Source organism: Candidatus Kaistella beijingensis, from assembly GCF_020084865.1.
Classification (GTDB): Bacteria; Bacteroidota; Bacteroidia; order Flavobacteriales; family Weeksellaceae; genus Kaistella; species Kaistella beijingensis.
Map to the genome: position 1 here is coordinate 1285412 of NZ_CP071953.1, position 22268 is coordinate 1307679.

The window sequence follows — 22268 nt, forward strand, 5'->3', positions numbered from 1 at the left end:
GAGGTGTTTAGATTATAGGTTTGCTCACGATTGATTTATTTAAATTTTAAAGTTCGTGAATGATTTGCATTTAAGATTTGAAGCTTGAAATCCGTTGGTTACACTTTTGAAAACTGTACTACTTCCAACTCAAATTCCTTGGAAGCCACCAGAAGATGGTCGAAAATATCGGCTTGGATATCTTCATAATTCGACCATTCCGAACTGTTGGTAAAACAATATATTTCAAGCGGCATTCCTTGCGGAGTATTTTCGAGTTGTCTTACTATAATGGTTCCGTTTTGGTCGATGTACTGATTATTTTTCAGATAATTAAAAACATATTCGCGGAAAACGCCGATGTTGGTGAGCTGTCTTCCATTGATCAAAAGTTCAGGATTTTTTATGTGTTCCCGCTCTTTAATCATTTCTTCTTTTTTAATTCCAAGATAATCAGTGATGAGATTAATTTTTGCGAGTTTGTCGATGCTTTCTCTGCCTAAAAATTTAAAGGAGTTGATGTTAAAAATAATCGACCGTTTAATCCTTCTCGTGTTACTTTCAGACATCACTTGAATGTTCTTGATTTCCGTCGTCAACAAATCATAAGTCGGAATCGTTGAAATGGTTTTATCGAAATTTTGAATTTTTGTGGTCAGAAGATTGATGTCCTCAATATTTCCTTCTAAATTATATTTCGGAATTCCGATCCAATCACCAACCTTTAAGTTTTTGGAAGTTGCCACATGAATTCCCGTTACAAATCCCAGAATCGTATCACGGAAAACCAATACCAAGACCGCTGTAATTGCTCCCAAACTACCCACGATTGCAGAACCGCTTATCCCAAAAATCACACAAATTGCAACAACCGAAGAAACAAAAATTCCAAAAATCTTTACGGTTTGTGATACCGCATTGAGTGCAATAATCTTGTAAAAATCCTGTTGAATGATGAAATAATTTCTAAAAGCATTCAAACCACGGTAAAGCATTCCTGCCACCACAAAAACGATCGCCAAACCAACCATTCTTTCCAAAAAAGTGAAACTTTTGGGATGACGGTAAAAAATGGAAAACAGCGCAAAACTTCCGAACAAAAGCGCAATCAAATGAGAGAAGGAATTGGTAATTCGGGACTGATAAATTGACTTTAGAACCGGATATTTATCTTTATTAAAAAAGATCTTGAAAATTCCATTCAAGAAAAGTTTAACCATAAAGTCGATGGCGTAAACCAACCCAATCAAAAGTAAAAACTTGAACACGATCTGACTTAGCAATACCCAACTGTCGGGAAAATTGTCCCTCAACCAAAAATGAAGCGTGTCACTTATGGTTTGCAGAAAATCTTTGGTATCTTTCAGTTCGTTGTTCATTGTCGCAAAAATAAGAAATCTGTTTGTGTTTAATCGATTAATGCGTATTTTTAACAAAAATTTCAGATGGACTACACCTTCATTTATCTCATTACCGTCGTTTTAATGATTTTAGGAATCTTGGGAACTTTCATTCCTGTTTTACCCGGACTTTTGTTAAGTTTATGCGGTTTGCTCATCTACAAATTTGGTACCGATGCACCACTTTCCATGGTTTATGTTTGGATTTTTGTGGCCTTAACAGCAATTTCAGTAGTTTTAAATTATGTAATTCCTGCACGAACCAACAGAAAATATGGCGGTACGAGATGGGGAAGCGTGGGTTCGGTGATTGGGACTTTTGCGGGTATGTTTTTTATTCCAGTACCTTTTGGTTTTTTGATCGGGATGTTTTTGGGCGTTTTCATCGGTGAATTACTTCATGACGCAAACGACAAAAAGAAAGCCTGGAATTCCACTAAAGGCGCTTTAATTGGTTTCCTTTACGGAACTGGATTTAATTTGATGGTTGCTTTGGCAATGTTTTTGGTGGTGATAATTGATCTATTTAAATAATAAAATGATGTTACACCGACTTGTTCTTTCCACATTCAGTTTTTTGACATTAGCGACATGCCAAACCACTCAAAATTCTACTGAAAATGAAAAAGTAGATCATTCCACTACTGTTAAAACAGATACAAAATCTTCCACCAATGTTTCCACATCTGCAACAGGTACAACTACCCCAAAAACCGAGGAGCCGAAAATGTCCGTAGGATTACCTCCCGATGCTGATGCAGTAAAGGAAGCTGAGAAAACTAATGCTAACAAAACAGGAATAGTTTATTTGAAAGAAGGCGAAAATAAATTTGTGAAAGAATACCAAATGAACGTCACCTTTAAGCAGATGTCTGAAGACAGCCGATGCCCAAAAGATGTAAATTGTATTTGGGCGGGAGTCGCTACAGCGGATGTAGAATTTATGGGAGTTGCAACACGACCTATGACGTTGCAAATCAGCACCATAAACGATGCCAACAAAGGTTACACAAAAACCCAAAGTTTTAACGGCTACAACATTACTTTAGTATCGGTTACTCCTGAAACCACGTCGGAGAAGGGATTTAAAGCTTTAAAAGGAACTTACCAGATTGGACTAAAATTCGAGAAAGGAGATCCCGTAAATACTACCGTTCAAAGAGGTGGAACTACCACGAAATAAGTGGGAGATTTTTTGATTTTAAATGATCATTAATTCTAGAAAAAGGCCTGCTTCCGTAAAAGCCACGATACACCGAGAACGGCGATGGATGGGCAGATTTAATAATAAAATGTTTGGAGGAATTAATGAGTACCTCCTTTTTTTGTGCGAAAGCTCCCCATAGAACAAAAACCACGTTTTCTTTTTTATCGGAAATTTCTTTTATAATGAAATCGGTGAATTTTCCCCAACCCAGATCTTTGTGAGAATTTGGCGAATGTGCCTTTACAGAAAGTGTGGCATTCAGAAGTAATACTCCTTGTTTCGCCCAATCATCGAGTTCTTTTTTGGTACGTTCAATTCCTAAATCTTCTTTCAATTCCGTGAAAATGTTTCTTAAAGAAGGTGGTGCCGCAACTTCCTCGGAAACCGAAAAACACAATCCATTTGCTTGAAAATCGTTATGATACGGGTCTTGACCAATAATCACTACTTTCACTTCATCAAAAGGCGTTAATTCCAACGCTCTGAAAATCTGATTTTTTGGTGGAAAGCATTTTGTGGAAGCATATTCCGCATTTACTTTCTGCCAAAGATTTTCATAATATTCGGAGTTTTTGATGGGGGCAAGAATTTCAGTCCAAGTCATTTTTTGTTTGAGTGGTTGAGTGTTTGAGTGGCAAATTTCAGATATTGATTTTCAAAAATATGTTTTTATAACTTAATATATTCTTGTGATGCTGTAAATTCACTATTTTTGCTTCGTGCACATTCAAAAAGAAGATTTAAACGAACTTGAGTTTCCGGAGCTATTAGCGGAAATCTCGCCTTTTGCGTATTCCGCCAAAACCGCAGAAAAAATTGAAAAACTTCGTCCCCTTCCAATTGACGAAGCGGAAATTTCTTTAAAAAAAGTTGCAGAATATTTGTCGAGTTTTGAAAGTGAAAACCCCATTCCCTTTGATGAATATGAAGATATTGAAGCGGAACTGAAACTGATGATGATTGAAAATTTCCGGTTGGAAAATTCAGCTTTCATTAAAATCAAAAGCTTGACGGAACAAGTCGGAAAACTTCAAAAATTTTTTCCGCCATTTGAAGAATTGTTTCTGAACCTCAATAATGACGTTAAAGATTTAGAATACCGAAAAGAAGTCATCGACAAGATTGACAAGGTTTTCAATCGTTTTGGCGAAGTGAAAAGTGAAGCTTCTCCTATCTTAAAAACGCTCAGAACAGAAATTCAACACGCCAGAAAAGCCATCCAGGAAAATTTCAACCGAACTTTGACAGCACTTTCTTCCACCGATTTTCTGGATGATATTCGTGAAAGTATTATCGATGACCAAAGAGTTTTGGCGGTAAAATCGGGTTATAAAAAAAGAGTTTCAGGGCGCGTCTTGGGTGTTTCCAAAACAGGTTCCATTACTTACATTCAGCCGGAATCGGTGGTAAAACATCAATTCAAACTTAAAGAAAATTTAGAGGAAGAAAAAAAGGAAGTCGACAAAATTTTAAGAAAACTTACCGCAGAAATTGCCGAATTCCAACCACAACTTTCTGATTATCAAAACTATATTTTTGATTTAGATTTAGCAAGGGCCAAAGCAAAATTCGCTGAAAAGGTCGGCGGCGTTTTACCTAAAATCAACCGTCACAAAACTTTGCGTTTGTTGAATGCTTTCCATCCTCTTTTGCTGATTAGAAATCAAGAAGAAAATAAGCAGATTTTTCCGCAAACTTTAACTTTAACGGAACACAACCGAATTTTGTGTATTTCCGGACCCAATGCAGGCGGAAAATCAATTACTCTAAAAACGGTTGGATTACTGCAACTGATGATTCAGAGCGGAATTCTCGTTCCCGTTCATCCAAAATCGGAAATGTTTTTCTTTAACAATTTAATGACGGACATTGGTGATAATCAATCGATTGAAAACCATCTCTCCACCTACTCTTCCCGACTGAAAAAGATGTCTAAAATTATTCGGGAAGCCGATTCAGAAACACTTTTATTGATTGACGAATTTGGAACCGGCTCTGATCCTGAATTGGGCGGAGCTTTGGCGGAAAGTTTCCTCGAATTTTTCTACGACAAGAAAAGTTTTGCCATTATCACGACGCATTACACGAACATCAAACTTGTTGTCGAGCAACTTCCGAACGCACAAAATGCAGCGATGCTCTTCGATGAATATTCATTGGAGCCGCTTTACAAATTAGAGGTTGGACAAGCCGGAAGTTCCTTCACTTTCGAAGTTGCCGAGAAAAATAAAATCCCACGTTTCATCATTAATTCCGCCAAAAAAAAGGTGGAACATGATATTGTGAACCTTGACAAAACGATTGTAAAACTTCAGCAGGAAAAATTTGAGGTCGAAAAATTAAAATCGAATTTAACAGAGCAAAAAGAATCTACCCAAAACAAGCGAGAGAATCTAGAAAAACTGAACGAGCAACTTCAGCAAAAACTTTTTAACTTTCAAAAATTATACGAAGAAGAGCACCGCAAACTTCAGTTTGGAAACAAGATTGAAGGCTTCATCGATTCTTATGTAAAAGGGAAATCGCGCAAAGATGTCGTGAAAGATTTCGTGAAGATACTCGAGCAGGAAAAATTCCGCAAACTCGGTTCTGATAAAGATGAGACGAAGAAACTTCAGGTAATAAAGCGAAAAATCACACAACAACTGAAAAAGGAAAACGTTCAGGAAAAAATTGCTGAAACCAACGAAAAATTGGAAGACCGCCGTAAAAAAGAACGTGCTGTTTGGCTGAAAGTGGGTCAACGTGTGAGAATTGCAGGTTCAACTTCCGTGGGTACGATTGAAAAAATTGATAAAAACCAGAAGGTGACGGTGAATTACGGATCGTTCAAGACTCAAATTTCGGGAGATGAGCTCGAGAGAATTTAATTTAAATTGGCTTAAAAGGTTAAATCTTAAACTTTCCTAATTTTTAATAATTCATCATAAAGCCAGATATGTCGGCCGGTATACATTTAAACGGCGATATTTTCTACGACTAAAAAACAAAAAACCACCCTACAAATAGAGTGGTTTGTGGTTTCTCCAGAACCCGAACAATGAAACAATGAAAAATCAAATGGATTAATAAATACTTCCAAACCATTTATTAAAAGTGATTTAAAGACATTATAATCCTAAATTAATTCAACTTACAGCAAATTGTTTCACAAATGTATCCACAAATGTATCCACAAATCATATAAATTGTTTAGTTTTGATATGTATTAAATCACACATTATGGCTGCTCCTAAATTTTATCTTCGTTCTACTGGTGAAAATTGCACAATCCAAGTAATTTATCAATTATCGAGAACCTTAAGAATGCGCACAGCAACAGGTTTAAAAATAGATTCTGCTAAATGGCATTTTACCGAGAAGACGACAACTGATAATAATGGCAATAAAGTAAAAAAGGTTATTGATAATGGTAAACCGCGAAATTTAGCGGAAAACAATAAATTAAAAGCTGATTTAACCAAATTAAGCTCACACATAGAGAACCAATATAATTTAGACTATACTAAAGGAGTTCGATTTTCTAATCAGTGGCTGAAAGACACTATTAATGAGTATTTCAACAGACCAACCCAAACAGCGGAAGAAGACGACAATTTGTTTTCTGTTTATTTAAAGAACTATTCTGACCAAAGACAAATAGATTCAAGAACAAAGAAATCCACAGACCAAAAATTTGTACAACTTCAAACCAAGTTTAAAGAATATGAGAAAAAAAAGACATCAAAATATCTCATATCTGAAATTGATAAAAAGTTTTTATTAGATTTTAGAAGGTTTTTGATTGATGATTTTAAAATGATGGAATCTTCCGCAAACAGAACCTTAAAGAATGTCAAAACAGTATTATTAGATGCAAGAGATAACGGAAAGATTATAAACCACCAAATTAACAGCTTTAGCATCGAGAACATTCCAGCCGTCAAAATATTTTTATCATTTGCAGAAATTGAAAAAATCAAAAACACACACATTATTGGAGCTGACCTACAAAACGCTAAAGACTGGCTAATAATAGGATGCTATACAGGGCAAAGAGTTTCCGATCTTCTGCGAATGACAAAAGAAATGATTTTCACCAAAACTGATTCTGAGGGGCAACAGTACAGGTTCATCGAATTAACGCAGGAAAAAACAGGCGCAGAGGTTACGATACCAATACATAACGAAGTTGAGGAAATATTACAAAAGTATGATGGAAACTTCCCGCCAACTTTTGGCAAAAAAGGAGACTCCAAATTTGTTCTGTTTAACAGGCACATTAAAAAAGTCTGCGAATTGGCAGGAATTGATAACAAAGTAAAGGGCAAAGTATTTAATGATGATACAAAAAGAAATGAAATTACCGAAACCGAGAAATTCAAGTTGGTATCGAGCCATATTTGCCGCCGCAGCTTTTGTACGAATTTCTATGGCGATAAAAGATTTACAACGCCACAGTTAATGGCTATTTCCTCACATGCTACTGAAACAGTCTTTTTGTCCTACATTGGCAAGAATTCATCAGACCATGCAATGCAGACCGCTAAAACATTTAAAGAAATTGAAGACAAAAAAATTGCTAACTAACTGAAAAAAATAATATTCAGCCGATTTGCTTACGGAAAATTACAGAGCATAGAAATGCATTAAAAAAGTTATCAACACGCACACAAAAGCCACCTTAATTTTAGGGTGGCTTTTTATATCGTTGTATATCAACAAATTAATAAATTTTAAAAAGAAACGTAATACTATAAAAAAACCATTAAACAAACAAGCGTTTAATTTATTCGCGAAAAAAATGAGTAAAAAAACGGCAAAACGAGTTAAGCAAACTATTTGAAATTTAATCACTACTGTATGTTTGTATCGCAGTGTTATCGCTGTAAAGAATATTAACACTCAATTAAAATTTATAATGAGTACAATTCAATTTTTACAAACCACCCCAGAAGATTTAGTAAACCAATTAACGGCTGCACTACTTCCTCAACTTAAAGCTGAATTAGCTGAACAATTTCAGCCTAAACAACCCGATGAGCTTCTTACAATCGATGAGGTCTGCACTTTACTTAAAATCAGCAGAAGCACAGAAGGAAGATGGAGAAGCGAAGGAATCATCAAGCCATCAAATATCTCGGGAACATATTATTATTTCCGTTCAGAAATTTTAAAAATTTTAAACGATAATAAATTAAAATAATGGAATTATCAATGTTACTTTATAAAATACAGTCTATGTATTTCACCGATACGGACGAAATAAGACACGACATACCATTGAAGTACGAAGACATAATTAACTTAAAGTCTGAGTTATTACAACTGGAATTAAGAGAGGGTTTTAACGCACAAACTGAAGCGATTGACAGCTTTATAGAAGAATTGATTATGTGGGCAAAATCACCACCAAAAACACCCCCACGCCCGTCAAACGAACTTCTTATATAACAATCACATTGATAGACTTTACGAAAGCAAGGAACGAGAACCAAACTCATATAGGCATTTTATATGAGTATGGTTTATCTAATCTCAAACCGCACAAAACCAAAAGAAATAACACTGTTTGTTTCTCCGATGGGTTTAACCGCTTCCGTTTGGAATTTCAGAAGGTATTTTACAGGGGCAAATTTGAAGGGTTTAGACACGTGGATTTTTGCTTTAGTCCTCATTATATATTTAATAGAGATTTACACAATGGAAATGATTTAAAAATTATTGACTGTATCAAAACAATTAAAAACAGCTTCAATAAGTTGGGATTTACAGAAGAGGACTTAAGCCATTTCAAGGTTATTAATGTAGAATATGGATTAAATATATTAATTGACAGACCTATTCAGAACATAATTGATGGGATACTTTTTACCTCAACGAAAAAATTTAAAACTAACCGATACAGTACAAATAAAATTTCTGATACTACAAAGTACAAAGAAATTAAGGCATACGGTAAAGGCGCACAATTTCTAAATTTTCCACAGTATAAAATTCACCCAGACACTTTTCGTTTTGAAGTCCGAAGCAAGGAAAGCAAAAACATTAACAAGTTAGGGATTGAAACTATTTCGGATTTATTAAAAATAGATGTTTATAAAAATTTATTTCAATCAATTATAAATGAGTGGGAGATGGTTGTAATCATTAATGATACTGATGAGGTATGCCTTAACAAATGGAATAACTATGCCCGTATTCGTAATAAATTAAATGATGAAAAGAAAAAATATTACAATAACCTTGAAAGAAATTACAACATGCATCACTTAATAAAATGTGCAATTATTGACAAAATAAATGAAATTTCAGAAAATGCATTTTCCACAGAGGAAATCCCCATTAATACAGAGGAAGCATAAAACAGAATTAATCTTCAATACTGTTAAAGGTGGAAAATGCACAAAAAACAAATTATAATAACAATTTAAAACAAAACAAAATGAAAGAAATTTTCAAAATTGCGGAAGAAGAAAACTTAACAATGCAGGAAGTCAGAACCATTCTGCAAGTTAATTTTATTATTAACAGGTTCGCTGAGAGGTACGAGACATTTAAAGATACTTCACTACTGGACTTATGGAAAGCGATACCTCAAAACAAAATTGTATCATGTATTAACTATATCAGAGAAATGAAACTGGCTACATAAATCAGTTTCAAATTTCAAATTTAAAACCGCAACGGAACAACGGGGAGGAGGTCTTTTAAAAACTTCTTCACCCGTTTTTTTATGCCGCCAGTATAGATGTATTTAAACTTTTGGTATATAAGAAATTAGAGGTAGATTTGTGTAAAACTAAATGATATGAAAAAAATATTTATTCAAATGATTTTTATATGCTTTTTATCAATCGGACAAGTGTTTAGTTGTCAAGATATAGATTACAATTTTCTTTATGGCAATGGAAAAGAGGGAGAATTTTATGCTAAAAGAGAGTCCAACAATGAAGTTTGGGTAAAATTTGTACAACCAGAGAAAAAAATAAAATTAAAAAATGGCAAAACCACTACGGTAAAAGGCGAAGAGTTAAAAGAATTGTACGGATGTAATTGTTCTGATAATTTAATTAAAAATATCACACACGATGGTAATTATAGAAGAGTAGATAATGAAACACTCGAGCAATTAATTCTTGATTTTTCTTGTAGTGATTTGGTTTACAATAAATTAATTGGAAATAGCGAAGATGGTTTTAATTTTTATTTAGGGAAAGTACAAGATAACGGAAATTATAAAATTGCATGGATAAAAAGTATGACCAATGAAGATAGATTTATACCTGAAGAAGGACAGGAAATGACAGTTTTCGACCCAGAGACTGGTAAGGTAAAACAGATGAAAATGGAGAATGTGGTTTTTGAAACCGGATATCATATCAATAAATATATGATTGATTGTAATAACCATAAAATTGGCACTATTGTTTTATTCTCATATAATAGTAAAAACAATATGTTAAGTGAAAATTTTCACCCGCAGTATTTTACTGACTTAGGCTTGAAGGATATTGAATATGAATCGGAGAAAATTATTTATAATGAAGTTTGTCTAAAACAATAATCTTATGAATAAACAAATTTTTCTTTTTGGACTTCTACTTCTTTTGGGATGCAAAAAGAGTCCCCAAATTCCTAATGAATTTAATTCTTATATCGAAGCTAAACAAATAGTGCGAAGTGCTGATTTAAGTATACAAGAAGAAGCAGAAACAGATGGAAGGTCTGCAAACAATTGGATTAGAGAAGCTAAATATTATGCGAATAATAAAAACAGTGGCTATCTAATTATTAATATGAAAGGAAAGGATTATATATTTGATGAACTACCCTATAATGTATGGGAAAAATTTAAAAACGAAGACGATTTAGGCAAAGCATATCACCAAATGATTAAAGGGAAATATAATTTAAAACTTAAACGATGAAAAAAGAGATTATTTATTTTATCGCTGCATTACTATTGTTTTGCGTAGGGTTCTTATTAGGCAAGACACAGAATGATAATGGAAGATATTTTTTAAAGAGTGAATCTAATGGAGTTGTAATTTTTGACACAAGTACAGGCGTGATTTATTTTGGTGAACTTAATACCAAAAAATATTTAGAGGTAGATATAAAAAATGCAACAAGTAAAAAATACAAACCAAAGAAATGATAAAAACATTTTTACTTCTTCCGTTTTCAATGCTGCTATCATGTAATAATGCTGAATTGAAAAAGGAGATTCGCGAACTAAAAGAACAAAACGAGATTCTAAAAAAACGTACTATAGATTCATTACGTATCTATAAGTCTTTCAAAGAAAATAAAGAGCAACAGTACTTGGAGAAATTTTTAGACAGTTTAAGACTCAATAATCCAAAACTTTATAAAAAAATTCAAGACGAATTTATGTATGAAATATTCCTTAGTGGTGATACAGACTTGAGTCCGAAATAATATAAAATAGATTATAGTTTTAAAAACCTTTATACTATATATCAAACATTTGTTTAATTTTTATGTTTTGTTTCCTAAATATTACGAAACGTTTGATTTAAGGCGTTCACATCGACTACGACAATAAATCCCTGTCTTAAAATCGAACAATGTTTTTAATGGCGTTTCTATTGGTATAATCAATAACTCTGGGTTTGACCTATAGACAATAAAGCGGAATACTATTAAAAATCTTAATCATTATCGATGACAATCCTGATACGCATTGGTAAAGGTTCAAAATTATTGAAATTACTTTCATAATTAAGCAGTGAACATCCACCTGAAGGGATCATACCTTTTGCCTGCTCATTCTTTATTAATGGTGAGGAAAGTTTTTTCATCTGTTCAATGAATTCGTCAGACAAAGGAAAAGTGTTTAATTCAGCGGCTTTTTTAATAGCTTCTGTGATTTGTGATGATGCACTTAAACTCTCGCTTATTCCCGAAAAAATATCGGTGTAACCTTTTAATACCTCTAATACTTTTTGAAATTCTTTGTGTGATGTAATGTCTGCATCCATTTTTATTAGATTTTATTTACCGTTGATATCTAATATAGTGAAAAAGAAATAAAAATAAGAAAAGAATATCGCTAAAGTTATTGCCTTAGATTAGACAGACTTAAAAGATGTATCCACAAATGTCGCCACAATTACAAACAAAAAACCCCTAAAGAACTGCAAATGAGCTAATTAAGGGTTTATAAAGTGGTTTCTCCAGGAATATTTATATCTTTCCAAACACCGATTAATAGGTAATTTTCTAGAAAGGGAGATTCTTAAGGTAACCGAATATTCCACCATGTGAAATACAACAATTTTTTTCTTAAATCTTAGAATGTAAAATTAAGAATATATTTTGAATTAAATGCACTTAAAATTAATGTCTTTATCTCATTTTATATTCCAATTTTCTGTGGTGGGTAGTTCCTTTTTCTTAAATCCTTTTTTCAGAAATTTATTTTTGAAAAATCACCCTTTCAAAAAAAAAACGAGTTCCGAGTTTTTTCTACTCCCTTCCGATAGGAATGGCAAGAATTCTTTGAAGCCCAATTTGAAAAATTGTGGGTACAAAGACACATCTTGCAGCAAAAATTTTGTAATAAGGTCGGATTTTTTTAGAGGTCTGAAAACGTAATGTGGATGGGCGTTTTAGCGCTTTTACACATTATTAGGACGGATTTGCTTTTTTAAGAAAAAAAATCAGGAATAGAGATGAGTTTCGGTTGTATCTTTTTTACCCAGGTTCTGGGACTGGGTGTAACAATTTTACCCAGGTTGAGCAAAACCCTGTGGTTCAATTACGCAGGTTAATTCTGAAACGATACTTCATTTTCGCAGGTTGTAAGAATTGGAGATTTTTTCAGATTTTATTAGTTAACTTCAATAATCTGTCAAAAATTTTTCAAAAGAAAAAGAAAAAAAAGAAAGTCGTCCACTCTCGTGGAAGGAAAATGTGATGCAATATTTTTTCAGAAAAATTTTGGGGCTAAATTTTACCGCCACAAAAGTTTTCTGAAAAACCTTTATGGCTTGATATTGCTGCATATTTTCGTGAACAGAAATTTGCTTTGTTTTTTTTATTTCTTTAAATTAAAGATACAGCTCTCAGAAGTAAAAAATAATTAAAAAAATGTCGTAATGATTCCACACATCAATTGAATTCATTTTACAATTTTAATTATAAGAATTTTCTCCCTCATTTCATTCTAATTTCACATGATGATGATGCAGGAATCCACTCCCTGTACTTATTCATGATTATTCCTAAATTCTGCGTATAATAGAAATCTGGTAAAAAAACTTTGACATGTGATTCCAGAAAGAATCCTTTTCTAAAATCACATTCCAGCCAAAATCCTTTTTGAGCTCTGACAATTTCATTATTTACTCTCTCGAGCCAATCACTAATATTTCGTTTATGTACAATTGGAAAAGAATAGAATTCATGGCAAAACTTTTTTGACAGTTCTTCAACCTCATCAGAAGTCTTGTACTTTCGAAATAAAGTAAAATAATTGATAAATTCCGCACATTCTGAATAAGAATAACCACAAGGCAAAACTTTTTCAATATAAAAATCTTCATGGGCTAAAAACCAAGACCTTATGGAACTCATCGACAATGCGCCTTCTTCCTCGATATGGTTTTGTAGTATATTAACAGCATCTTGACAAGTCGTGGTAATTTCATAAAAATCTTTGTCAGCTTTAAAGCACTTTTCCTCATCTTTATAAAAAGATATTCCAATCATTGTTTTACTAATTTCAATTTCTGAAGTTTCCAAGGATTTACACTGTCTAATGTCTATAATTTCATCTTCATGATAGGTGAAAATCAACTTGATATAACAAATGCCATCATTGTTTACAAATGCAATACCTTCACGTCTTTCATCTTCAAGATCACAGAATGCTTTGTAGGATTTATATGTAGTGTCGAATTCCGGTATTCTTTTAATGAATCGAACAAAACGAGCATATACTGCAACAAACGTTTTCTTTGAGACATTGCTAAAAGTTTTGTCATCATCCAATAGAACATCCAATAAATTTACATCTAGATTTTCAAAAGCCGAGATTATCAGTTGTTTCTTGTCAAGCATAAATCGAGTCATATTTCAATTTGCATTAATCATCTAAACTTCAATCTAAAAAAAAAACCGTCCATAACAAATAGACGGTCTTAGAATTAGTCTGCATTATACATGGACGTATTTACAATTTCACTTTCTCTTTCACGAAATACCTTCTCACCGGAAACAAAAACTTTAATCCCACAGAAACCCAATTTATTTCGGTCATCTTCAACTGGAAAATTTGAAATCAACAAACCATAATTATAATCATTCTTTTTGAAGAATACACTGCCGAAATCGGCACTTAAATCTGCGTTCCAGTTTTTATACACTCTATTGCTTTTCATATTATAACTTGATGCAATACGAACTGTAACATCTTTCGCATTCAATCTCGTTCCTTTTGTAGAACCATTGTAGGCATTTGGATCAAAAAGCCCATCTAGTCTATCAAAGACTTCATCTGAAAGAAATGATAACTTATTTCTTCCTTCTTCTGTCGATAGCTCTTCTACGGAAACTGTAAAAATATCGTCTATAGAAGTAAAGATTCCTTCAACTTGAGTGATCGCAAATTTGGTTTGTGTTGTCAGTCCTCGAATTGAATTATCAATCAATTCTTCTTTCCATTCCGGATCGCTGAAAATCTCCCAATCTTGCTCAAATTTTGCATAATTACTAAGCAAAGGAATACTTGCCATTATTCTAAATGTTCGGTTATTATGGTAACCGCAACATCTTCCTGCAATTCCTTGAGCACCATTTGCAAGTTGTTTGTCTCTCGGCTCAATTCCAAACCTTATTTTTTCCTTTAATTTGCCTAAATCCTTTCCGGCGGTTAAAGCTTGAACAATTATTAGAATCACCCTTCTTCCCATCCTCATAATTAAATTTGCTACTTCAGAAAGACCTTCATTTATTGAAAAATCACACGCAGAATCAGATCCAATAACTAAAACATCAACATTGTGTTTCAGTTTTGTTCGCAACAAGTTTCTTAATTCCAATGCTCGCAACGTAGTTGATTCTCTGATAATTCCCAATCCATCATCAAAACTCAATAAATGCTGAACATATTCAATAACATTTGGATGAACAACATATTCTCCATTGTTATCTTGCAGTGGTGAGAAATCTAATGGCAAATCATCAATCATATTTTCCCTCAACATCTCTGTAATTCCGAAATAGGAAGGTGGTCTTACTCCTTCTACAACATCAATGTCTGCACTTTTGGTAAAATGAGCATCTAAAATATCATAAGGTGTTGCACTTACAGCAACCAGACCAATTTCCGGCAGCTTGCTCCTTAAATTATCGAAAAATGCAAATTGGAAAGAAGATTCTTCGCCACATCCGTACTGATCCTCATCTCTAACTATAAGTTGAACTTTAAGATCGCGTACAGCTTTGAACGGATTCGGATAATTAAAGAACTCATTCATCTTAATCACCTTAATTCGCGAATATTTCATTTGTCCTTCGGAAGCGTCATAAAAATCTGCTTCCAAATTTCGGTTGTTCTGATTATACAAATCAGTATCTCGCATGCTTGTTACAAACAGTACATTTTCATGACCGCTCAACAAACCGATTGCAGGTAATACATAATTGCATAGAAAATAAATGGTCTTTGATTTACCACTTTGCATTGATGCAACAAATGCTATATTTTGATTTCCTTCCTTTATGGAAAGTCCCAATCTTAAAGCATTTATAATCTGATTCTCAAAAATACCTGTTCTTTGAGAATTTGCAAGCGTATCCACAATATTAGTGTGGAGTGATGCAGGAGCATCCAACTCATCAAGTAAATTTCTAATTTCCTGATTCCAATAGTTCTGATAATCTGTCATAATGCACCGTTTTTAAATTAACAGTACAAAGATGAGCACGACATGTGCAATAGATTTGCACAGATGGATTTAATCTACAAAAATGTACTTAATATGAAGCGGATTATCTTCTTTAGGTTCAATTTTTAATTTTTGACCTACATAAAGAGAAAATTGCTCACCAAGTTTTGGAGGAACAGAAAACCGAAGATTATTGTCAGAAATAAAAGTAGCATAACCATTCGCGGAAACTTCTGTAATCTCTCCCGAAAGAATATTTTTCTTTAGCCACGCTATTTCCTTATTTTCAGTAGTTTTTTTCCAATCATTCAAATACAGATTAAAATAATTGAGAATTTCTAGTAAGGAATGCACGGTGGAAGCATAAAGATGTTTTGCTTGATTTTTTGAGCAATATTCTTGAACCCGAAAATTAAGTTTTTCACCGCTATGAGATCCGTCTTGAGTTAAATTTAGGGTGCGGTAAATTAATTCTCCAATGACAGGATGTATGATTTCTTTTGAAAATTCAAATTCATTATGTCTGCAATTCAAGAATAAACTGCAACCGTTCAACGATTTAATGTCTGGAGAAATTATTCTTAAAAGCTTTAATTCATCAAACAATTTCTCGAAAATCATTCGTATTGAATTGTAATCGTCGAACTGAATGGTACTTTCAGAAAAAAGCTTTTTTAGAATCTGCAATAAATCATATTTGGTTTCAGACTCTAAATGCGATTCAAAAATTTTGAAAGAATCTTGATATTGATGAATGAGTTGGGTTTCGTATTGTTGATCGGCTTCGCTTTTCAATCTTGCGTAAAGGTTCCGAATTTGATTATTGTCTAATTTATCGTAAACACAATCTTCTTTTCCTTCAGATTGTATGAAGTCGTTATCATTTTTTATTTTTTCTTTACCGGTTAGAATGAACCATGGAATATATTTTTTAGGACGAATTTCTTTCAAAGAATTTACCACATTCATCAATGCTGTTTGTCTTGTTGCAACTCCTTCCTCTTCGGATGTATTATAAAATAATCCATCGAGAATTGCTCCATCATACCAAAGAAAATTTTCCTTCAAATCGGCAATTGCAGTTTCTGCATTATCAAAAGGAATCAGTTCAATTCCAGCATCAATTGCCATTTGTCGGATACTGAAAAGCGACTGATATTCATCATCTACCCAAAATACTTTATATTTCTTCATTGTCAATTTGTAAATCGTCTAAATTTACAAATTCTTGCTGATAAGGAAGTGATACTTCAAAAGTTGTCGCAAGATCAGTTTCGCCTATACCTTCTGGACCAGTTTCGTCAACAATATACCAATCACCACCAAAATATTTAATAATTTGATCAACGATGTAACCTCCCATTCCACTTCCTCCATTTTTTCCCTTTTTAATTCCCTTGGATCTAAAATCATCAAATGTGAAATTTTCCGGCATTGGATTTCCTGTATTTGAAATAAAGATTGTAAAGGTTTCAAATTCCTCAAGGATTGAAGTCGAGATTTCAATTCTTCTTACCTCCTCCTTGTTCCAATTAAACCCGTGCTTTTTAATGTTCGAGATTAGATTATCAAGTAGAAAACATAATAGATCTTCATTCGCAAAGGTGAAGATTTTGAAGTCATCACTCTTAATATCATTCAAATTGATATCAAATAAAATATTGGGGTTCTTCTCACTTACATTCTTAAAATAGTTTTCCAGAAATGGCACAATTTCAATTGGTGAAACAGGATATTCACTTGGAATAAAGTCTTCTGTTTGGCTTCTGACTTCTTCAGTAATCCTTTTAGAATCCTTAATTAAGTTATCAATCAATTCTCCTAGATTTAACAATTGATTATCATTCAACTTTAAAGAAAATAATTGTGGAAATTTCGGCAACACTTTTCTTTCAAGAATCTGTTTGATATTGGACGCAAAAAATTCCAAATTAGAAACTGAACCTGCAATTTTATGTCTTAGTATTGCGTTTTTTTCAGCTTCCATGCTTTGAAAGTCTTTATCAACTTTTTGAATCTCATCTTGAAGTTCTTTAATTGCAGAACTTAATTGTTCTTCAATTTCCTCCTTTTGTAAATCTGATGAAACCAAATTGATTTTTACATTCATCAAATCATTGACTCGTATATCTCTTACAGTTGAACCAAAAACCTGAGCTTCTATCTGTTTTTGAACATAATCTTTGTTCAACTCATTTATTAAATACTTGTAAGAAATAACATCTTCATCCATAATTTTTAATAATACAATTCGTTGATGGCATAGTACAGCTTTTTTACCCGAAAAGTAGGTTGCGTTCAAATTTCCACCGATTAATGAAACCAAAACACCTTCTTCATCCAGAACTGTGTAATACATCAAATTTTCTATTGTGGAGATGGGTTCTAGCAAATCATAATTAATAGAGGGCAATATATTTGGATCATGTCCCAGATCTCGAACGTTTAAAATCTTAGAAATATCAGTAAAATTCTCTGGTTTCTGTCGCTTAGCAACTTCTACTAATTCGTAGAGAGGAGTTCCTTCCAACTCTTCCAAAAAATACACTTTGCCTTGAAGATTATAATCTCTATTTCTTATCTCTTCCGCATCAACGAGAACCGATTCCCAAGGTTGAAAAAGAAAGTTGTTCGTTTCAAAGTTGTCCCAATCTATATATGATTTCCTAGTTTTAGACTTTGATAGATAATCATCAAAGTCAATAAATTCTATTTTAGTACTTGGTTTCTCCGTATTTAGCACCAAAACATTTATTGCAATATTGGTATGACGGAATACGCCTGTCGGAAAAATAAGTACTTTTTCAACAAGATTTTCATCTACCAATTTTTTGAAAAGTTCTTTTTCTGTTTTTCGTCCCGAGGAAAGGAACGCCGGTCGAACGAAAAGAATAATCTTTCCGCCAATTTTAATAGATGACAGCGATTCTTCTATAACGAAATGCTCTAAATCGACTTTATCACCAAAACTATTTTTTACATCAATTCTGTTAAGAATAGGTAATCTAGAAAAAATAAGATCAAATTTTTCCTCTGAAGGCCAGTTTTCAATACTACTTTCTAAAACATAATCGAAATTTAATTTATGGTGTGCCCAAAGTCGCAACTTTCCAACTCGCCAAATTTCCGGATTGTATTCTTGTCCAAAATATTCAGTTTCTCCTGATAATTCGGAAACAATTTCTACATTAGATGCAAATGGATTGTAAACATGTCTTGCATTTTCAACATGCGCAACATCCAAAACCAATTTCATCAATTTAGGATGAACGATAAATGCACCGTTCTTGAAAGACAATGATTCCGTAATTACCTTAAAAACAAAATCAAACAAAGCCGGAAATTGATTTTCAAAATATGATTTTTCAAGCAAAGAAAAATAAGAAAATATTTGAGCGAGATCATCAGCTGAGAAAAAACTTAAGACACGAAAGTGCGGTAATAATCTGAACAATTCTGAAGGATTATTGTATTCTGCCGCTTGCTTCAATTGGTAAACAAGTTCTGAAATACTCCTATTCTTAGCAACCACTTCATCTTTATAAATACAAAGTAAAAAAAGTGTAAGTGTATAATCATTTGGTGTAATAAATCCTTTTCGACTATAAAATGAAGTAATGATCGTGTTAACTTCTATGATTTTTTTCTTATCCATATTTTATTTTAGTAAGCCTTACTTAATGATTTTATAAAATTAGCAAATTAATCCCTCAACAATTCTTTCTCTCCAAGATTTTTCCCAGCACAATTACAAAGAAAAAATGCTCCGGCTTCAAATCCTTTTCTTCAACGCCATCGTCTTGGGCGATGTAGATTTCTTTGCATTCCACAATCATTTGAGGGGCGTCTTTGTTGTAACCCATTTGAAATTTCACGGTTTCATAATCTTTGAAACCTATAATTTCTTCTTTTTCGTCTAAAATGCAAAGACGGTTGATAAAATGATCAGTGAAATTTCTGTATTCCTCGGTTTTTGTTCCGGCGAGAATTTCGTTGAACCATTGTTTTTGCAGAACAAGATAAAGCTGTTTTTTCATGATTTTGTTTTTTAATGATTGGTGAAATCCTCATTTTCATTTGCCTTTATGAATAGCCAAACAAAAAATAACGCCACAACAATTGCCAAAATACCTCCAAAATCCGGAAACGCTTCCACCAGAAATCCAAAAATGATGGTGAAAACTAATAATACTATTCCAACAATTGCGACGGTTAAAAGAAATTTTAAGAACTGTATTTAATTTAGAACTTGCTTTTAATCAACCTTGACAAGGTATTTTTAGTAAACAACTTCTTCTTGTGAAACTAAATGGACTACAACTTCTACCTGTCTTTCGGTGTGTTGCTGCGGATCAATCTTCTGAATTCGGGCTTCGAATTGGGTAATTCCAACTTTCAAAAGTTTGTAGAAAATTCGGTTTTCGGTTCTTGGGATGAAGCCGATTTTTACGCCTTTGAAATAAATCGCGACTGCTCTTGGATCCCACTTGTTGTCTTCTTCGAGTTTGAATTTTACTTTTTTGCCGACTTTCAGTTTGTTGAAAACATCAACGCCGTCGTAAAATGTGAAACCTGCAACATGGAAATGTGATAAATGCTCTTTCATAACAATACGTTTTAAAATTATTCTGCAAAGTAAAAAACGATATATGCAACATATCTGCACAACAAAATAAGGCATAAAAAAACACCGCAATTTTTTTGCAGTGTTCCTTAATAATAATTTAATGGCTTAAGATTTTATCACAGTTAATTCAAACTCCCTGCATTTCCGCTTTTCCTGCATTACTTCTGCAATATCATATTTTCCTGAAGATTTTTGCCAAATATCAAGACCCCTACCTAGAATAATTCTCCAATCGTTATTCAAACTGATGGAACGATCGTGTGCGCTTTCCTTGAATTCATAAGTAAATTCTACATTCAATTCTTCAAGAGATGACTGAATTTCTTGCAAAGATGTGATTGAAACTTCCTGATACTCCATTTCATTCCAAGTAATCAAATGAATTTTCAATTGTTCTGCTTCTGCATTTTTTCTTACGATAAGCGAGCAGAGTTCTATTAGATTTTTAAATTGATGTGGCATTCTGATATAAGGATCCTGAATAACAAACTCCGTTGCTCCTTCCAAATAATGACCGAATAAACGGTCGTAGGAAATATTGGTTTGATTTTCACGGATGGTTTTATTGATGCCAAACAAACTTTCAGATGCTGCTTCATAGTTTTTTTCAGAAATTTCACTTGGAGATTGTTTAATAGTTTGTGAAGATGTTTCAACCGAATTATTTTCCAATATTTCTCCGTATTCCTGTTCCTCCAAAGTATTTACTTGATATATATTTCCTTCTGCATCTTTATATTCAAACTTTACCACATCATCGCTGAATGTTTCATCCATTTTCTGCAACTGCAGTTTTACACGCATTCTTCCTTCAACAGCAAAATCGAGCATTAGTTTAGCATCTTCTTTCGTGAAATCACCATCAGGAAAAAGGATTTTCACCAACCCTGAAAATGTCTTTTCAATTCCGGTTCTGTCTCTTGTAGAAATCGTATCCGAAAGCGTGAAATATTTTTGGTATGACTTTCCAAAATCTTTTTTACGAAGAAGTTTCAGTATTTCGGCAAGATAATCTACCACAAAACCAAAATCGTTGGTAAAAAGTTCATTCCGCAATTTTGAAACTTCCCACCCCGGAAGATAAAGATGCATCCTGTCCAAAAATGCCGTATCATAATAACCTTTCGGCAGTGAGATAAACAAATCGCTGTGTTTTACCATATTCGCCACGCCTCGATCTGTGTTTCCAACGAAAACCATGGATGCTTCTGCCTGCAAAACATCAGTTCCACGAGAAAAGGACTTATTTGCCATATAGTTTTTCATGATGTCAACCAATCCGTTTTCAACTCTTTTCGTATTGCCAGCAAATTCGTCGTAAGCAACAACATCCCAATAACCGACTAATCCTATGTTTCCTGTAGCGTTGTTTACAAATAGTTTGGCCTTAGAAACTTCGGCGCCTGAAAGTAAAATTCCGTGCGGAGACATTTCCGAAAAAATATGTGATTTCCCCGTTCCTTTCGGGCCGAGTTCTATCAAATTGTAATTATTTTCTGCGAAAGGAATTAATCTGCTTAACTGAATGAGTTTGGATCTCTGTGAGAACTCTTCCGGATTCAGTCCAATGGTCTGCATCAGCAAATCCATCCATTCATTCAGGGTGAAAGATTTTCTCTCATTCACATATTCATCCAAATCGATATTCGAAATCTGAATTGGCTTTAGACTTTCAATGATCCACGGCAAAGTGTTTTTTTCTTCTACAGGAACATAAGCCACATTAATCAACGACCAAACTCCTTCGGACAATAATTTTGGATTTGCTGTTACAATTTCTGAATTAACCGGAATATTGTTCAACCCAAGATTGGTAAACTTTGCTTCATAACGGTCCAAACGGTCATTTAAGCGTACAGAAATTTTATCGATAATTCGGAAACTGCCTTTCTCACGAATATTTGATTTTACAGATTCCGCTTCATCACGATGTACAAAGTGAGCGGCAATAATATTTTTTACTTTTTCGATGCCGTCTTTTATGATTTCTTCATCGTTTGTAGAACAGTGCTGTCCCAAAAGATATTCCAAAACATAAGTTGGAACTACGGCGTTTCCCTTTAATGACTTGGTTAAATCTTTTCGTACTACTTTTCCTTCGAAATGTTCAACTATTTTTTGGTCGAGTTCGTTCATTCAATGTGTTTATAGATTCA

At 33.3% G+C, this 22268-nt stretch carries 21 protein-coding genes; 11 read left to right on the forward strand and 10 right to left on the reverse strand.

Translation table 11 applies throughout. The features are described 5' to 3' along the window. Positions 1–98 precede the first annotated feature (98 nt). Entirely contained in the window at positions 99–1358 is a 1260-nt protein-coding gene (locus J4771_RS06000) for a mechanosensitive ion channel family protein (RefSeq protein WP_224137502.1), read from the reverse strand. Positions 1359–1424: 66 nt separating this feature from the next. On the opposite strand from J4771_RS06000, the gene J4771_RS06005 reads away from it, so the two are divergent. Both J4771_RS06005 and J4771_RS06010 read left to right on the forward strand, forming a co-directional pair. After that, complete coding sequence (locus tag J4771_RS06005) at positions 1425–1913, forward strand: DUF456 domain-containing protein (protein WP_224137504.1); 489 nt, start codon at positions 1425–1427, stop codon at positions 1911–1913. A 43-nt stretch (positions 1914–1956) separates the two neighbouring features. Then, a complete protein-coding gene (locus J4771_RS06010) occupies positions 1957–2562 on the forward strand; it encodes a hypothetical protein (RefSeq protein WP_224137506.1) in 606 nt (201 codons plus the stop codon). On the opposite strand, the gene J4771_RS06015 is transcribed toward J4771_RS06010, so the two are convergent. Then, on the reverse strand, positions 2549–3190 hold the full coding sequence (locus tag J4771_RS06015; protein WP_224137508.1) for a uracil-DNA glycosylase: 642 nt from the start codon (positions 3188–3190) through the stop codon (positions 2549–2551). The two genes, J4771_RS06010 and J4771_RS06015, sit on opposite strands and share 14 nt — an antisense overlap. Before the next feature lie 115 nt (positions 3191–3305). Between J4771_RS06015 and J4771_RS06020 the strand changes: the two genes are divergently transcribed. From J4771_RS06020 to J4771_RS06060, 9 genes are all read left to right on the forward strand, one after another. Further along, positions 3306–5456: an endonuclease MutS2 gene (locus J4771_RS06020; RefSeq protein ID WP_224137510.1), complete on the forward strand. Its 2151-nt coding sequence runs from the start codon at positions 3306–3308 to the stop codon at positions 5454–5456. A 352-nt stretch (positions 5457–5808) separates the two neighbouring features. Further along, the gene (locus J4771_RS06025) at positions 5809–7155 is read left to right on the forward strand and encodes a phage integrase SAM-like domain-containing protein (protein ID WP_224137513.1); all 1347 of its coding nucleotides are present in this window, start codon (positions 5809–5811) and stop codon (positions 7153–7155) included. A gap of 331 nt (positions 7156–7486) precedes the next feature. After that, the gene (locus J4771_RS06030; RefSeq protein WP_224137515.1) at positions 7487–7771 is read left to right on the forward strand and encodes a helix-turn-helix domain-containing protein; all 285 of its coding nucleotides are present in this window, start codon (positions 7487–7489) and stop codon (positions 7769–7771) included. Positions 7772–7961: 190 nt separating this feature from the next. After that, positions 7962–8930 carry a hypothetical protein gene (locus tag J4771_RS06035; RefSeq protein ID WP_224137517.1) on the forward strand — a complete coding sequence of 323 codons (969 nt, stop codon included), beginning with the start codon at positions 7962–7964 and terminating at the stop codon, positions 8928–8930. 80 nt (positions 8931–9010) lie between these two features. Beyond that, positions 9011–9220 carry a hypothetical protein gene (locus J4771_RS06040; RefSeq protein WP_224137519.1) on the forward strand — a complete coding sequence of 70 codons (210 nt, stop codon included), beginning with the start codon at positions 9011–9013 and terminating at the stop codon, positions 9218–9220. A 156-nt stretch (positions 9221–9376) separates the two neighbouring features. Beyond that, entirely contained in the window at positions 9377–10132 is a 756-nt protein-coding gene (locus J4771_RS06045; RefSeq protein ID WP_224137521.1) for a hypothetical protein, read from the forward strand. 4 nt (positions 10133–10136) lie between these two features. Next, the gene (locus J4771_RS06050; RefSeq protein ID WP_224137523.1) at positions 10137–10496 is read left to right on the forward strand and encodes a KTSC domain-containing protein; all 360 of its coding nucleotides are present in this window, start codon (positions 10137–10139) and stop codon (positions 10494–10496) included. Next, positions 10493–10726 (forward strand): hypothetical protein, encoded by a 234-nt coding sequence (locus tag J4771_RS06055; protein ID WP_224137525.1) that lies wholly within the window; start codon positions 10493–10495, stop codon positions 10724–10726. The genes J4771_RS06050 and J4771_RS06055 overlap by 4 nt, the downstream gene beginning before the upstream one ends. Continuing rightward, the gene (locus tag J4771_RS06060) at positions 10723–11010 is read left to right on the forward strand and encodes a hypothetical protein (RefSeq protein WP_224137527.1); all 288 of its coding nucleotides are present in this window, start codon (positions 10723–10725) and stop codon (positions 11008–11010) included. The genes J4771_RS06055 and J4771_RS06060 overlap by 4 nt, the downstream gene beginning before the upstream one ends. A gap of 233 nt (positions 11011–11243) precedes the next feature. On the opposite strand, the gene J4771_RS06065 is transcribed toward J4771_RS06060, so the two are convergent. The 8 genes from J4771_RS06065 to brxL all read right to left on the reverse strand — a co-directional run bounded on the left by J4771_RS06065 (position 11244) and on the right by brxL (position 22248). Continuing rightward, positions 11244–11573 carry a hypothetical protein gene (locus J4771_RS06065; RefSeq protein WP_224137529.1) on the reverse strand — a complete coding sequence of 110 codons (330 nt, stop codon included), beginning with the start codon at positions 11571–11573 and terminating at the stop codon, positions 11244–11246. A gap of 1177 nt (positions 11574–12750) precedes the next feature. Then, on the reverse strand, positions 12751–13656 hold the full coding sequence (locus J4771_RS06070; protein WP_224137531.1) for a hypothetical protein: 906 nt from the start codon (positions 13654–13656) through the stop codon (positions 12751–12753). Between the two features lie 86 nt (positions 13657–13742). Further along, positions 13743–15485, reverse strand: coding sequence for a hypothetical protein (locus J4771_RS06075; RefSeq protein ID WP_224137532.1), 1743 nt, complete (start codon positions 15483–15485; stop codon positions 13743–13745). Positions 15486–15554: 69 nt separating this feature from the next. Then, a complete protein-coding gene (locus tag J4771_RS06080) occupies positions 15555–16679 on the reverse strand; it encodes a response regulator (RefSeq protein ID WP_224137534.1) in 1125 nt (374 codons plus the stop codon). Further along, entirely contained in the window at positions 16666–19140 is a 2475-nt protein-coding gene (locus J4771_RS06085; RefSeq protein ID WP_224137547.1) for an N-6 DNA methylase, read from the reverse strand. Before J4771_RS06085 ends, J4771_RS06080 begins: the two co-directional genes overlap by 14 nt. Positions 19141–19195: 55 nt before the next feature. Then, complete coding sequence (locus J4771_RS06090) at positions 19196–19522, reverse strand: ASCH domain-containing protein (RefSeq protein ID WP_224137548.1); 327 nt, start codon at positions 19520–19522, stop codon at positions 19196–19198. Between the two features lie 242 nt (positions 19523–19764). After that, complete coding sequence (locus tag J4771_RS06095) at positions 19765–20091, reverse strand: HIRAN domain-containing protein (protein ID WP_224137550.1); 327 nt, start codon at positions 20089–20091, stop codon at positions 19765–19767. A 126-nt stretch (positions 20092–20217) separates the two neighbouring features. Continuing rightward, positions 20218–22248 carry a BREX system Lon protease-like protein BrxL gene (brxL, locus tag J4771_RS06100; RefSeq protein WP_224137554.1) on the reverse strand — a complete coding sequence of 677 codons (2031 nt, stop codon included), beginning with the start codon at positions 22246–22248 and terminating at the stop codon, positions 20218–20220. Positions 22249–22268 lie beyond the last annotated feature (20 nt).